Genomic DNA, 14,435 nt, shown 5'->3' on the forward strand with positions numbered 1-14,435 from the left:
GAGGTAAACTCGCTCCCACATGAGGGTTTTTCTCCTGTAGGTAAGCACCTTGGTAGGAGCCGCTTTACGCGGCGAGCTGTTAAGGGATCGCGAGGTAAACTCGCCCCTACACGAGAGTTTTGCTCCTAGTAGGTAAGCACCTTGGTAGGAGCTGCTTCACGCGGCGAGCAGTTAAGGGAGCGTGAGGTAACCTCGCTCCCACATGAGGGTTTTACATCTGTGGATACACACCTCGGTTGGAGTCAATTAAGGTGATTTTTCGTTAGTGTATTCTTATACGTTACTCGGTATAATGTCCGCTTTTAGCACTGCGGCAGACTTGAGTAAAGCAACATTACTCGGCCGGTATTTATTGTTGAGAACGACTATGACATCACCTACACGCGGTAATCTGTTTATCCTTTCTGCACCTTCTGGTGCGGGTAAATCAAGTTTAATTAAAGCGCTATTAGAAAAGCACAACGACATTAAAGTCTCTGTGTCTCATACCACGCGCACGCCTCGTCCGGGCGAAGAAAATGGTGTTCATTATCACTTTGTTTCTGTAGATGAGTTTAATCAGTTGATCGACAAAGGCGACTTTTTCGAGTGGGCACAAGTATTTGAAAACTACTATGGCACTTCGAAGCAAGCGATCGAAGAGCAACTTGCTGCGGGTGTCGATGTATTTTTGGATATCGATTGGCAAGGTGCGCGCCAAGTGCGTGAATTAATGCCGGAAGTAAAAACAATCTTTATTCTCCCTCCGTCAACCGCTGAATTAGAAAGTCGCTTAAATAGCCGAGGCCAAGACTCGCAAGAAGTCATTGCAGGTCGTATGGCAGAAGCGAAATCAGAAAGTTCACATTACAATGAGTTTGACTATATTTTGGTCAACGATGACTTTGAGCAAACACGCAGTGAGCTTGAGCATATTGTGATTTCAGCACGGTTAGAACAAAAAGCACAAGCTGTACGTCATCAAGCGCTGATCGCTGACTTGCTAACAAGACATTAATTATCCACAGCTCAGGTTTTTTAACCATCAATACTTGGCGAAAGGCTAGACATACAGTAAACTAGCCTTTTGCATAATGAACTGAATTTGGAGTGCTTCGATGGCTCGCGTAACTGTAGAAGATGCAGTAGATAAAATTGGTAACCGCTTTGACTTGATTTTAGTAGCAGCGCGTCGCGCTCGCCAAATTTCTGTAGGCGGTAAAGATCCTATGGTTGATGCTGAAAACGACAAGCCAACCGTAATCGCGCTACGTGAAATTGAGCAAGGTTTTGTAACCACAGACTCACTAGATATTATTGACCGTGAAGAGCAGCAGAGCCAAGAAGCTGCAGAGCTTGCAGCTGTTGCTGCAATCGTTGGTGGCAACCGCTAATCCAACCACTGTCTAAATTTCAATAATGCCAGCTTTTGCTGGCATTATTGTTTTGAGAACCAGCAAAATACATCCGTGTCATGTCCTTAACTTCCTAACAAGTCGCATAAATTGTTCATTGGCATTGCTGGTTTTTCATCGTATATTCTTAAGTAATTAGCTTGTAACCCGCTTTATACTCGCCGAGTATATTCTCTGAAACATTGGAGTGTGAATGTATCTGTTTGAAGGCCTCAAAAAGAAAATTTCAGAATATTTGTCACCAGAAGACGTTGAGTTGGTGCAAAAAGCCTATGTTGTGGCTCGTGAGGCACACGAGGGACAGACGCGCTCCAGTGGTGAGCCTTATATTACCCACCCAGTGGAAGTCACCCAGATCTTAGCGAGTATGAAGCTTGACCATGAAACACTCATGGCCGCGCTGATGCACGATGTTATTGAAGATACAGACTTTAGCCAAGACGACTTAGCCGAAATATTTGGCGATACTGTCGCTGAGCTGGTGGAAGGGGTGTCAAAGCTCGACAAACTGAGTTTCAAAGATAAAAAAGAGTTCCAAGCCGAAAACTACCGCAAAATGATCATGGCGATGACCCAAGATATTCGAGTCATCTTGATTAAGCTTGCCGATAGAACACACAATATGCGAACGCTTGGGGCACTGCGTCCTGATAAGCGCCGTCGAATTGCTCGTGAAACGTTGGAGATTTACGCCCCAATTGCAAACCGCCTAGGTATTCATGATATTAAAAACGAGTTAGAAGACTTAGGGTTTCAGGCGTTATATCCAATGCGTTATCGTGCGCTACGATCAGAGGTCGCAAAAGCACGTGGCAATCGTAAAGAAGTGATCAGTAATATTCAAACTGAAATCGAATCTAGGTTAGAAGAAGCTGGGATCCAAGGCTCAGTTAAAGGTCGTGAAAAGCACTTATATAGTATTTACCGCAAAATGCTGAATAAAGAGCTGATGTTTAACGAGGTGATGGATATTTATGCGTTTAGGATCAACGTTGATAACCTTGATACTTGCTACCGTGTGCTAGGTGTTGCACATAATCTATATAAACCAATTGAAACGCGCTTTAAGGATTATATTGCCGTACCAAAAACCAACGGTTATCAATCACTGCATACATCATTAGTTGGCCCTCATGGTATTCCAGTTGAAATCCAAATTCGTACACATGATATGGATCACATGGCAGACAAAGGGGTTGCAGCGCATTGGATGTATAAAAAATCTGGTGATAACGCTGGCCACACTGCGCAGCAGCGCGCGCGTCAGTGGATGCAAAGCTTGCTGGAATTACAGCAAAGTGCCGGTTCCTCTTTTGAGTTTGTTGAAAACGTCAAAACCGAATTATTCCCTGAAGAAATTTACGTCTTTACGCCAGACGGCCGCATTGTGGAGCTGCCTATGGGGGCAACGGCGGTAGACTTTGCTTATGCCGTGCATACAGATGTCGGTAATACCTGTGTTGGTGCGCGTGTAAACCGCAAGCCGTACCCACTAAGCAAGGCGCTGGACACCGGGCAAACAGTAGAAGTGATAACCAGTTCAGGCGCACATCCAAATGCAACATGGCTTAATTTTGTAGTAACGGGTAAGGCACGCCTTGGGATCCGTAACTACCTCAAGAGCCAGCAAGAAGAAGAAGCTATTTTATTAGGTCGTCGTTTGCTTGATTCAGCCCTTGGTGAGCACAAGCTGGATGATATTCCACAAGAACAAATTGATAATGTACTGGAAGAACACAAGCTCAACACCTTACTAGAATTATTGGTTGAAATTGGCTGCGGTAATATCATGAGTGTATTGATAGCAAAGCGCTTATTGCAAGATGATAATGCTGTAGAAGATATTGCAAAACGTGCGAAAGCCGCGATAATCGGTACTGAAGGTATGTTGGTGACTTATGCTAAATGTTGTCGCCCTGTGCCAGGAGATGCCATTACAGCCTACGTAAGCCAAGGCAAAGGGCTAATGGTGCACCGTCAAGAATGTAAAAATATTAAAGGTTGGCAAAACGAGCGCTCAAAGTACTTCGTGGTGAAATGGGAGGACAACCCAGAGAAAGAGTATATCGCCGCGCTTCGCGTTGAGATAATCAATCACCAAGGTGCGTTAGCTAAGTTAACCAATGTGGTCGCAACAACACAAGCAAACATTGTTGAGATCGCAACAGATGAAAAAGAAAGTAATTTATACGTGATTGATTTAGGTATTACCGTGAAAAACCGAGTTCATGTTGCAGATATCATGCGTCGAATTCGAGTAATGCCAGATGTGCAACGCGTGTATCGTAAAAAATAAAGGAACATCCATGAACAAAGCGATTATTTCAACAGATAAAGCGCCAGCAGCAATTGGCACTTACAACCAAGCGGTTAAAGTGGGCACTGCTGTTTATTTATCGGGTCAGATCCCATTGGTCCCTGAAACGATGGAATTTATTTCTGACGATTTTGCAGAGCAAACACACCAAGTATTTAAAAATTTAACCGCAGTGTGTGAAGAGGCCGGTGGTGAGCTTCAAGATATGGTTAAGGTGAATATCTTCCTGACAGACTTAAGTAATTTTGCAACAGTCAATGAGATTATGGCGCAATACTTTAGAAAGCCATATCCAGCACGTGCAGCCATTGGTGTAAAAGAATTACCAAAGGGTGCACAGGTAGAAATTGACGGCATTATGGAGCTGCCATCAACGAACTAAGCACAGTGCTTTTTTAAGCTGTATACTCGTTTGCCCCCGTAACTAGTACGGGGGCAAATTATTTGTGCAGCGAGAATACATTACACAGCGCGACAGAGTGGGCTGCACCTACTGGATGATACCCCTATTTAATACAGAGTATTAAGTCAAATTGGTATTAGCACATATTGGTTGGACAATCGCAATGTAACGTATTTGGCTCTGGAACACAGGCTAGCGCCTTTGACGGGCACTCTAGTGTTGCAGCATCGGTATCACAGTTTAAGTTACGGCTACAGTGATAAGAACAACCGCCGCCAATCTCACGAGTGTTATGATAATCCAGTATTCGCGGAGTCCCTGATAATGACTTTAGTTGCTTCTTGTTCAGTTTTAAATCCATCGTTTATTCCTTCAATTGAGTTAAGATAAAAGCAGCATAGAGGACTATGACTTATGCTGCGGCTCGGATTTTTTAGGCGTTAAGTCTTCTTCACTTTCATTAATTGGTGCAGGACGAAAACGTTCAACGTAAACGGTTGCCAAGAGCACAGTTACAACTGCAGCGAGCAAGATAGCTTTAGCATATGGGTAGCTTTGATATATCCAATTCCAGCTCCAATATGGCTTAGCTGTCTCTTCTGCAACACCGAAAATGTAGTCCATATTACGAATTAAGTTTTCAATAAAGGCGCTAACATCTACTATTATGAAAAGGAAATAAATTCCAACTAATAGAATGTCTGCATGAGTCATATAAATAAACTCTCGCTTCTCAGGCTGGAATTTACTTATAAAGGTAATAGATAGCCTCGTTCTATTTTTAAAGTAAAAAAATAGTGCCAGATCAGTAATAAAATGCAGAACAAATATTAAGCCGTTTACAAAATAAGCAGGTTTCTCAGGGAATAATCGTTCAGTGATTAATGAATATGAGTAAAACTCAAAAGAGATAACTAAAACTAACCCCAACGAAATGTGCTTAATATTTTCTTGTTCTTTGAAAAAAAATGTTAATATTAAAGTTGTAACAATGACATAAACATAAGCATACTCTTCAAAGCTAATTTGAATATATGAGGTAAAACACCATGTTACGATAGCTAACAAGGCAAAGTGCCATGTTTTAATCATTTAAACTTCCTTAGTGATATAGGTAAAAGATTAACACCAGATGAAGGAGCTGCTGAGCCTCTAGGGTCATCTTTTATGACTCCCAAGCTACCACCAAAAACTTGCTCATTTTCAGATTTTGATAATACTTTTGTTTTAGTTATCTTTGTCATTTTTTTTTGATTTGAAGACATCATGTTCTATTCCTTAATAGGTTTTTTGCAGTGGTTAAAGTTATTAACACTCTACTCTGGAAAGCACCTATTGAGAACAGTTTGAGAGGCTAAAGTGCGTTTCCTAATTAGCTTTTGAGCAATTTTGAGTTAATAAAATGCCTAATTACCTACATATAACTAAACTTCTTAAATTGGACTATCTATATCCTTTCCAGGTTTGCATAGCTGATTTCCTTTTTAATCCTTTAGCGGTTTAAACTAATTAATAACCTATGTATTTATTCCTCCACCTTTTTGGTGTTGGCTGGTGTTTGTTGGCCACTACAGTTGGCTGGTGTCGGGCTTTTGCGTCTTAGCTGAGAGTCACTAATTAAGTTCCTTAAAGCTTGAAACTGTTTGATTATGGGAGAAAGGTCAATATCACAATACCTACACCAAACTTGAAAGTGATCCCATGGTATTCGACTCACACCATTTTCATAGTTTTCGTAGGTTTGGCGGCTAATACCTACAAGATCAGCCATTTGCTGCGTGGTTTTTTGGGCTGCAAGACGCATTCTTCTGAGGTCGTCACCGTTATATTTAAAATAGGGATTGCCCACCAATATAGTCCTTTCTTGTATGGGGGAGTATGCTCAATGCCACCCAAGTTACTTTTATGTATAATCTTTGTTAACTGCAAATTGTAATCAATAAAAATGTTTCTGCAAGAGGAAATTAATTTGTGAGCAGATCTATTGGTTTTCATTTAGTTAATATAAAAATTGATTCGACAAGATTTTTTTGCAAGGCCTTTGATACTGTTTTATGACGTTAATAATAGTGTAACAACAGAGGATGATATGGACTATCTACGTCAATATAACGACCTGAATATTCTTTATGTGGCACTGAAAAAAGCAAGCCACAATGACCCGAAAACATCAGACACCACCGCGAAGTGGTTTTCACTGGTGGAAAGTACGTTATTTGAATTACAAGAATTGGCACACATGGAAAAAGCGTATATGCAGAAATCACGCTCAATGAATAATCTAGTTGAGCTGGTATATGCCAGTGCACCGAGTACGGAATAGCGCGATAAAGCACCGTTTGCAGTGGTAAGAGTGCCAATCAAGCTAGAGTATCGGTTGGCACTCTTTTTTATTGTTTATAGCTTTGCTACAACTCAAATGGTGCGACGCCTTTGGCTTCCATCATATAGCCGGTTTGCGCTATGTCGCCTTTCCATGTTGAAACTTTAATAATGCCACTGACTGTGATTGCATCATACAAGCTTTCAATGGGAACACCGTTTTTAATTTTGACATGCACAATTTGATTGGGCGGTGGCGGTGGCACATGAATACAAGCGCCAAAGTAAGGTACGAGTAAAAACTCGGTGATCACTTCGCTGTCACCTTCAAGTGGTACCACAAAGCCTGGTAAGCTTACTAGTTGACCGTCCAACTCTTTAACGACAGGGGCGTCTAAATCGGGTTGGATCCAGTTTTGTTCAGCGCCTTCATGGCTTGCCGCATCTTGATTACTAATTTGTACATGCCCTTTTGGAATTAAGTCTTCCCAAAACAGTTCTTTCGGTGGAGCTGCCTTTGCGGCACCACTGAGTATCATCGCTGTGATACATGCAATAAAATAAAAAACGTGAGTACGTGCGTTTAACTGCATTTTTTTCCTCTTAGGTTTTAATTTGCATGCCATCGGCAAGCGAGTAAAAGTAAGCGCGGGCGGCGGGAATAGCGCCAATCAGTGTACCTGCGCCTATAATAACGCTAAGTAACGTGAGTTCATAGGCTGAGAGTGGGCTGAAACTGAGCACTACCCCAAATTGGCTTTGCAGAGCCGATTGTGCAGCAATGAGCAGAGCGTAGAAAAGTGCAACACCAAAAATACAACCTAACACAGTAATTAAAATTGCTTCGCTGACAAGCAGGGTAAAAATATGCCAAGGTCGCGCCCCAACGGAGCGCAGAATAGCCAACTCCCGACGCCTTTGGTTTAAGGTGGCCAATAGGGAGGTCAACATACCAAGTAAGCTTATCAATACAACTGCGAGCGTGATAAGTAGCAAAATTTTCTCGACAATATCTAGCATTGCCCATAATTCTCTTAATGTTACCCCTGGCATGATAGCGAGTAGAGGTTCATCTTTATATAAATTAATATTTCTGCGCACTTGTAAGGTATAAAGAGGTGACTCAAAGCCCAGTAAAAATGCCGTAATTTGTTTGGTTGAACCAATTAAATCACCAGGTGTTGAATTGAGGTTGTGCAGTAAGGCGCTATTGTTTGTACTACCATGCTCATGCTCATGCTCATGCTCATGCTCATGCTCATGCTCATGCTCATGCTCGTGCTCATCGTCGTGGTTTGCGGTGTGCTGTGGTCGTGAAATCTGGCGCGATGTTTTGCTGTGTCCTGTGCTGTGCATCTTTTCTATTGCACTGAGTGGCACATGTAGTGTTTTATCTACCGGTGTGCCAGTTGCAGCCAAAATACCAGAAATAACCAGCGGGTTGTCATCGTGGTGATGGAAACTGGTGTTGCCCATCCCATGAGAAATAACAATTTTTTGTCCCAGCTTGTATCCTAGTTGCTTAGCAACTGTTGCCCCAAGCACCACTTCTTGAGGATTATGAAATGCGCGGCCAGCTTTAAAGGTAAGGTGCTGTTTTTTGCCGTATTGATAATGTTTGAAGTAATTGTCATCTGTGCCTAGTACAGCAAAGCCTTTGTGGCTGTCACCTAAGCTTATCGGAATGCTCCAAGCGACGCCACGTTGCGCCTTTATATATTCGTAGCTTTGCCATTGTACGGCATTGTTGGCATGGCCAATTCTAAATACGCTTGAAAGGAGCAATTGAATGTCACCAGTACGTGCACCTACAATTAAGTCGGTACCCGAAATTGTATTTGCAAAGCTAGACTTTGCGTCTTGGCGAACACGCTCTACTGCAAGCAGTAACATCACACTAATGGCAATGGTGACCAGAGTGAGGGCGACACTGGCCTTCCTATTTAGTGTACTTTTCCATGCAAGCTTAACTAGCATACTGAGCTCCTTGATTTAATTCACTCAGACTGAGCTGCCTATTAAATAAGGGAGCTAAACTCTTATCGTGGCTAACAAAGAGGATAGATGCGCTGTAAACGGCAGCTTGATTAAAGAGCAATTTGATAAAGCCATCACGGCTATCGGCATCGAGTGCCGAGGTTGGCTCATCAGCAATAATTATCTCGGGTCTACCGATAAAGGCGCGGGCTGCAGCTACTCGCTGTTGCTGGCCAATACTCAGCTCTGCGACACTGCGCTGTTGGGTATGTTCGTCAATCCCAAGCTCAGTGAGTAAAAGTTTGGCTTCTTGTTCAAGGGTTTTGCTTTGCGATGTGATACTTTGCTTACGCTTTTTGGAAAACTCACAGCCAAGGGTGACGTTCTCAATAGGAGATAAATAAGGCAATAAATTGAAGCTTTGAAAAATAGTACCAATATGGTCAGCTCTGAACTTATCACGTTGACTACGGCTAAGTGTGCTGGCTTTGGTGCCTGCTATCTCAATCATGCCTTGTTGGCAATCTAAAGTACCTGCAATCAAGCCAAGTAACGTGGATTTACCACTGCCACTTGGGCCATGTAAAAACACGTGTTCTCCTCGGGCGATATTAAGCATAGGTATATTTAATACCGGCTTGCTCGCTGTAGGCCAAGTAAACTGTAAGTGTGTAATAGTGAGCATAATGTCTCTGTACTGGCAAACAATTGTGTGATGGTATAACAGTCGCCTGCAAAGCAAAACCCCGTTAAGCCCAACAACAAGGATGCAAGTTATACCAATTAAACTTAATACTTACTCAATTTGAAGGAGTAAACCTGACGCTAACAGCGTTAAAAATTTCTTATTTAGAACAACTAAATAGAAAAATTTTTGCCTTGTTATCGACAAGGTTTTCTCGCCTCAAAATAGACCACTTAATTAAGATAATTGGTATTAAATTGTGATTTTTGTTCAGCTCGACTATTATAGCGCCCCTAACCCCCTCATTATTTTGTGCCCTTTAGCAAGGCACATCCTGTCATCGGAGTAACAATGAGTAGCTACAAAGTTTTAGACGTCAATGACGATCTTCCAATTCGCACTAAAGGTGCGGTTCACAGCGGTAAAGTACGTTCAGTTTATTGGTTAACCGACGCCGACAGTGCGCGTTTAATTGAAGAAAAAGGCTATGATGTTCCGTCCGGTACAGAATTGGCAATCATGGTGATCTCAGATCGTATTTCAGCATTTGATTGTATCTGGCAAGGCGAAAATGGCCTTAATGGTGTCCCAGGTAAAGGGATTGCGCTCAATAGTGTTGCGGCGCATTGGTTCTCCTTATTTAATGAAGCGGGCCTTGCGGGTAACCATATTGTCGATATTCCACATCCTTATGTTTGGATTGTACGTAAAGCCAGTACAGTAAGAGTTGAGGCGATAGCGCGCCGATATATTACTGGCAGCATGTGGCGTGACTATGCCAAAGGAGTTCGGTCGTTTTGTGGCTTGCAGCTACCTGAAGGTTTAGAAGCCAATCAGAAGCTGGATGATGTTTTGATTACACCGTCAACGAAAGGGATCATCAAAGGAGTCGCTGATGTACCGGAAGTGGATGACGTGAATATTTCTCGTCAAAACATTGAAGATAACCTTAGTGCATTTAACTTCAAATCAGCCGCTGATGTGGATAAGTACGAACAGTTGCTCACTGAAGGCTTTACTCTGATCAGCAACGAGCTGAAAAAGCTTGATCAGATCTTTGTCGATACCAAGTTCGAGTTTGGCTATGTTGAAGACAAAGACGGCCAAGCGCGCTTAATTTATATCGACGAAGTTGGTACGCCTGACTCATCTCGCATTTGGGATGGGCCTGCTTACCGTGATGGCAAGATAGTTGAAAACTCAAAAGAAGGGTTCCGCCAACTCCTGATAAACAATGTGCCTGACAGCGATGTATTACTAAATAAAGATCGTATGCCAGAGCGTGAAGCGCTTGCCCGTGATTATTTATTGCCAGAAGCGGTAATGATGTCTGTGAGCGAAACTTACGTGGGTATTGCCAGTAAAATTGTTGGCCGTGAGTTAGTCATTCCAACAGATCCACGTCAAGAAGTCATTGATATTCTTGATAAGCATTACGGTCTTATCAAATAACTTTCACACACCAATTTGTTTGCCTTAATAACAAGTTTATTAAGGCAGATTTTCTTATTTGCTTGCTTTTCGAGGCAAGGTCTCTTTTACTTAACCTAATTATTACGATTAATAGAGCTGCTGATGCGTGCCTTTCTTTTGCCTCAATTTTGGCTGTTGCTGCTATGCGCTTTGACTAGTCGCGTCGTGGCGGCTACGCAGTTGCGGATTGTTGATGAAAACGGTATGTCGCTTCAGCATGCCGTTGTTGAATTGCAATCGTCAGCAGCACAACCAATCGCAAACAACATCGCTATTATGGATCAGCTCGATAAGGCCTTTGTGCCCTTTGTGTTAGCAATTCAGCCAGGGCAAGAGATTAGCTTCCCAAATAGCGATGATATTCGTCATCACGTTTATTCATTTTCACAAACCAAGCCATTTGAACTAAAACTTTACTCTGGTACGCCAAATCAACCACTTATGTTTGAAAAAGCAGGAATAGTAGTGTTAGGTTGTAATATCCATGATTCAATGGTGGGCTATATTTATATCGCTGAACAGCCGGTATTGATAACGGATGCACAAGGCTTGGTTAATTTACCAGACAATATTGATACCGTGATGGTATGGCATCCTTATCAAACTAAAGATATCGATAAAAAACAAACTGTTCAGATCGAAAGCAAAAATAGTCAGATATCGATAACAATTGAAATAACCACTCCAGCGCCACGCAATACGTTTGGGGCGCGCTTCGGGCAGCATGAATGAACAATAGTTTTAAACATAAAATAATCAGTCTATGTATTGCGCTTATTTTGTTAACCGCAGGAATAAGCTTGGCAAGTTTTTGGTGGTCTACAAGTAAATTTAATGAAGCTCAAGTACAACGAAAAATCCAAGTCGCACAAAATGTGTATCAACAGTACTTGAAAGCAAGAGAGCGCCTGCTGGTCACTGCTGCGACGGTACTGACAGCTGACTTTGGTTTTAAGCAGGCTGTCGCAACACGAGATGCACAAACAATAAGTAGCGTATTACTCAATCACTCCCGCAGAATAGACGCTGATCTGATGCTGTTGCTAGATGTTAATGGTGATCTTATCTCTGCAAATGCTCAAGGTATAGAGGTACCAAGCGATATTCGCACTTGGATGCAAGTATTGAAAAATCATCAAGATCACTCCGCTTTCGTAGTGTTGAGTGAGCAGCTTTATCAAGTCATCATTTTACCTGTTCGTGCGCCAAGAACGATCGCATATTCAGTAATAGGGTTTGAAGTTGGTAAATCTGTTGCTGAGGAACTAAAAGAACTCACAGGTATGGAGAGTAGTTTTGTTGGTGCGACTGACAAGCTCAAAGCCAGCTCTGTTGCTGGTTTGTCCCTCGGAAGTGATCTCTTTGCTTTTCTTGAGTCGCAAAAGACAACTCGATGGCTTGGCGAGTATGCGGTTTATAAAAGCGCCGAAGTGAATTTACCATCACTGGAGAGTAATCCCATTAGTTTAGTGTTAAGTGCAGACCTAACGACGCAATATCAAGAGTTCGATAAAATGGTGTTTACTATTATATTGCTCTCCACAGCTACTATTTTACTCGGCTTTATTACCAGCGGCATTGTTGCAAAAAACCTTACTACACCACTTAGTAAGCTAACTGAGCTTGCTAAGCGATTTGCTAAAGGCGACTACTCAGCCAAATTAGAAGAGTCTCGCCCAACACAAGAGATATGCCAGTTGGTTGATGCCTTTAATGAGATGGGTGAAGATATTCAAGAGCGCGAAGAGCAAATTCGATTTCAAGCAAGTCATGATTACCTAACTGGCTTTTATAATCGTAATGCTGCACTGGATAAGTTACATAAAGTACTTGCAGGTGGTACTGAATATTATTTTATTGCCATAGACATAAAAGGGCTACGTCATATTAATGACAAGTTAGGGCCTCGTGTTGGAGACGATTGTATCAAAGCCGTAGCGCAGCGCATTGCAGAGATAAATGCTTCTGACACAGGGTTGAATGTGCGTTTAGGAGGCGATGAGTTTTTAGTTGCCCATCAAGCGCAAGCGTGTGAAGACCCACAGCAAGCTGTATTAGGTATTGTGCAGTGTGCACAGCGGTTAAATCAAGACTTGAGTCAGCCCTATATGGTACAAGGACTGGATATTTCTCTTCGCTTTAGTATTGGCGTAGTGCATTATCCCAAACAAGCACATACCCCAGAAGATGTAGTGCGTCGTGCCTTGATTGCGGTAGATACAGCAGCACATGATGGTCATGAAGTTTACTATTATCAGTCAGGTGAGGATGAAGCTCACCTAGAGCGGTTGCAAATCATTGACGAGTTGAGACAAGCAATCAACAGTGATGATGGTCAATTGTTTATGACATATCAGCCAAAACTCAATATGAAAAGCAATCGCATTGATAAAGTTGAAGCACTGATCCGGTGGCAGCGTAACAATGGTGAATGGGTATCTCCTGAACTGTTTATTGATTTGGCCGAGCAGTCGGGGCTAATTGTAGATTTGACTCAGTGGGTACTCAATACAGTAATAGCGCAGGTCTCTAATTGGAGCAGACAAGGTGAGCATATAAAAGCAGCCATCAATGTATCGGCTCAAGACATTATCGATAAAGATTTTCTACCACATTTACAATCATTGCTACAGCGTCATAAGGTGCAGCCTGAGCTTATCACTATTGAGCTTACGGAGCGTGACATGATAGAAAACGAAGAAAAAGGCATTTCGGTTTTGCAAGCGCTTAAGCGTTTAGGTGTACAGGTTTCACTCGATGATTACGGTGTTGGCCAAACGTCGCTTGGGCGACTTAAAATGTTGCCAATAGATGAATTGAAACTCGATAAGGTATTCATTTTAAAATTGGCACAGTCTGAAAAAGACCAATTTATTGTAAACTCAACCATTACGCTTGGGCATCAACTTGGTTTTAGTGTGGTGGCAGAGGGAGTAGAAGACAAAGCATCACTTGAGCTATTAGCAGATATGCAGTGCGACTACGCACAGGGCTATTATTTAAGTAAACCGCTTAAAGCTGACGACTTTGACTTATGGTTAGGAAGGTATCATGAGGTGGGGTGAGCTTGCCATTATCACCATGTTATTTGGGACATCAGCCTATGGTAAGGAGGATAAGCTGTAGGCCACTCTTGCTGGCTACGCTTTAAAAGATACGGAGTGAGCCTGTGGGTTTTATAGTAGAGCGAGTTTGAGAAGCTACCAGCTCGATTAGTGGAGCTTCGGCCAATATCTTCAACCGAGTGGAGTTAAGTTTTGCCCGAGAAACTTTGATGTTGACGCCCTTAACCTAGATATTCAGCAAAAAAGCTGAATTCTTTAGGGGATTTCTGTACTCTTAGTGGCATTAATCCAAAGTGTAGTCATAGCCTATACTCATTTATCGGTATGATGTTTGATACGCATAATACCAATTCACTTAACTAAGATAATTGGTATAACTTGTAGAAGAGAGTTAGTTTGAAAAAAGTCATTACATTCGGCACCTTTGATATTTTCCACGTTGGCCATGTAAACATTCTAGAACGTGCACGTGCGCTTGGTGATTACCTTATTGTCGGGATTTCATCAGATGAGTTGAATTTCTCTAAAAAAGGTAGAAACCCAGTTTACTCTATTGCTGAACGCTTAAAAATAATCAGCTCTTTACGGTTTGTTGATGAAGTGTTTGTTGAGGAGTCTTTGGAGTTAAAAGCGCAGTATCTACGAGACTTTGATGCTGATGTACTGGTAATGGGCGATGACTGGAAGGGGAAGTTTGATATTTATAAGGATATTTGTGATGTAGTGTATCTAGAGCGCACCCCTTCTATATCAACAACCGAGATTATTGAAGTGGTACGTCAGCCTAGGGACAACTAAT

General features: G+C 42.1%; 16 protein-coding genes. 9 read left to right on the forward strand and 7 right to left on the reverse strand.

The genetic code is table 11. The features are described from left to right. The first annotated feature begins 367 nt into the window (after positions 1-367). The 4 genes from gmk to HUZ36_RS07970 all read left to right on the forward strand — a co-directional run bounded on the left by gmk (position 368) and on the right by HUZ36_RS07970 (position 4,093). Complete coding sequence (gene gmk, locus HUZ36_RS07955) at positions 368-997, forward strand: guanylate kinase (protein ID WP_176032546.1); 630 nt, start codon at positions 368-370, stop codon at positions 995-997. A 100-nt stretch (positions 998-1,097) separates the two neighbouring features. Beyond that, a complete protein-coding gene (rpoZ, locus tag HUZ36_RS07960; RefSeq protein WP_125253761.1) occupies positions 1,098-1,373 on the forward strand; it encodes a DNA-directed RNA polymerase subunit omega in 276 nt (91 codons plus the stop codon). Positions 1,374-1,587: 214 nt separating this feature from the next. Beyond that, positions 1,588-3,690 carry a bifunctional GTP diphosphokinase/guanosine-3',5'-bis pyrophosphate 3'-pyrophosphohydrolase gene (spoT, locus tag HUZ36_RS07965; RefSeq protein WP_128730718.1) on the forward strand — a complete coding sequence of 701 codons (2,103 nt, stop codon included), beginning with the start codon at positions 1,588-1,590 and terminating at the stop codon, positions 3,688-3,690. A 10-nt stretch (positions 3,691-3,700) separates the two neighbouring features. Continuing rightward, positions 3,701-4,093 (forward strand): RidA family protein, encoded by a 393-nt coding sequence (locus HUZ36_RS07970; protein WP_125253763.1) that lies wholly within the window; start codon positions 3,701-3,703, stop codon positions 4,091-4,093. A gap of 157 nt (positions 4,094-4,250) precedes the next feature. On the opposite strand, the gene HUZ36_RS07975 is transcribed toward HUZ36_RS07970, so the two are convergent. The 4 genes from HUZ36_RS07975 to HUZ36_RS07990 form a co-directional block, all read right to left on the reverse strand. Then, entirely contained in the window at positions 4,251-4,475 is a 225-nt protein-coding gene (locus HUZ36_RS07975; RefSeq protein ID WP_128730719.1) for a hypothetical protein, read from the reverse strand. Between the two features lie 44 nt (positions 4,476-4,519). Continuing rightward, complete coding sequence (locus HUZ36_RS07980; RefSeq protein ID WP_176032547.1) at positions 4,520-5,206, reverse strand: hypothetical protein; 687 nt, start codon at positions 5,204-5,206, stop codon at positions 4,520-4,522. Next, positions 5,203-5,382, reverse strand: a complete 180-nt coding sequence (locus HUZ36_RS07985) for a hypothetical protein (RefSeq protein ID WP_176032548.1) — start codon at positions 5,380-5,382, stop codon at positions 5,203-5,205. Before HUZ36_RS07985 ends, HUZ36_RS07980 begins: the two co-directional genes overlap by 4 nt. 257 nt (positions 5,383-5,639) lie before the next feature. Beyond that, positions 5,640-5,984 (reverse strand): helix-turn-helix domain-containing protein, encoded by a 345-nt coding sequence (locus tag HUZ36_RS07990; protein ID WP_176032597.1) that lies wholly within the window; start codon positions 5,982-5,984, stop codon positions 5,640-5,642. 219 nt (positions 5,985-6,203) lie between these two features. Between HUZ36_RS07990 and HUZ36_RS07995 the strand changes: the two genes are divergently transcribed. Beyond that, positions 6,204-6,437, forward strand: a complete 234-nt coding sequence (locus HUZ36_RS07995; RefSeq protein ID WP_125253768.1) for a hypothetical protein — start codon at positions 6,204-6,206, stop codon at positions 6,435-6,437. An 85-nt stretch (positions 6,438-6,522) separates the two neighbouring features. On the opposite strand, the gene HUZ36_RS08000 is transcribed toward HUZ36_RS07995, so the two are convergent. From HUZ36_RS08000 to HUZ36_RS08010, 3 genes are all read right to left on the reverse strand, one after another. Then, positions 6,523-6,975: a DUF3299 domain-containing protein gene (locus HUZ36_RS08000; protein ID WP_373865594.1), complete on the reverse strand. Its 453-nt coding sequence runs from the start codon at positions 6,973-6,975 to the stop codon at positions 6,523-6,525. Positions 6,976-7,039: 64 nt separating this feature from the next. Continuing rightward, positions 7,040-8,413 (reverse strand): ABC transporter permease, encoded by a 1,374-nt coding sequence (locus HUZ36_RS08005; RefSeq protein WP_176032549.1) that lies wholly within the window; start codon positions 8,411-8,413, stop codon positions 7,040-7,042. Next, on the reverse strand, positions 8,403-9,098 hold the full coding sequence (locus HUZ36_RS08010; protein ID WP_128730724.1) for an ABC transporter ATP-binding protein: 696 nt from the start codon (positions 9,096-9,098) through the stop codon (positions 8,403-8,405). Before HUZ36_RS08010 ends, HUZ36_RS08005 begins: the two co-directional genes overlap by 11 nt. A gap of 351 nt (positions 9,099-9,449) precedes the next feature. Here HUZ36_RS08010 and HUZ36_RS08015 point away from each other — a divergent pair, with 351 nt between their 5' ends. From HUZ36_RS08015 to HUZ36_RS08030, 4 genes are all read left to right on the forward strand, one after another. Next, positions 9,450-10,550: a phosphoribosylaminoimidazolesuccinocarboxamide synthase gene (locus HUZ36_RS08015; protein ID WP_128732028.1), complete on the forward strand. Its 1,101-nt coding sequence runs from the start codon at positions 9,450-9,452 to the stop codon at positions 10,548-10,550. A 123-nt stretch (positions 10,551-10,673) separates the two neighbouring features. After that, complete coding sequence (locus HUZ36_RS08020; protein ID WP_128732027.1) at positions 10,674-11,303, forward strand: methylamine utilization protein; 630 nt, start codon at positions 10,674-10,676, stop codon at positions 11,301-11,303. Next, the gene (locus HUZ36_RS08025; protein ID WP_128732026.1) at positions 11,300-13,636 is read left to right on the forward strand and encodes a bifunctional diguanylate cyclase/phosphodiesterase; all 2,337 of its coding nucleotides are present in this window, start codon (positions 11,300-11,302) and stop codon (positions 13,634-13,636) included. The genes HUZ36_RS08020 and HUZ36_RS08025 overlap by 4 nt, the downstream gene beginning before the upstream one ends. Positions 13,637-14,032: 396 nt before the next feature. Further along, positions 14,033-14,434 carry an adenylyltransferase/cytidyltransferase family protein gene (locus HUZ36_RS08030; protein ID WP_128732025.1) on the forward strand — a complete coding sequence of 134 codons (402 nt, stop codon included), beginning with the start codon at positions 14,033-14,035 and terminating at the stop codon, positions 14,432-14,434. Position 14,435 lies beyond the last annotated feature (1 nt).

It is taken from the genome of Pseudoalteromonas sp. McH1-7 (assembly GCF_013366255.1).
Lineage (GTDB): Bacteria > Pseudomonadota > Gammaproteobacteria > Enterobacterales > Alteromonadaceae > Pseudoalteromonas > Pseudoalteromonas peptidolytica.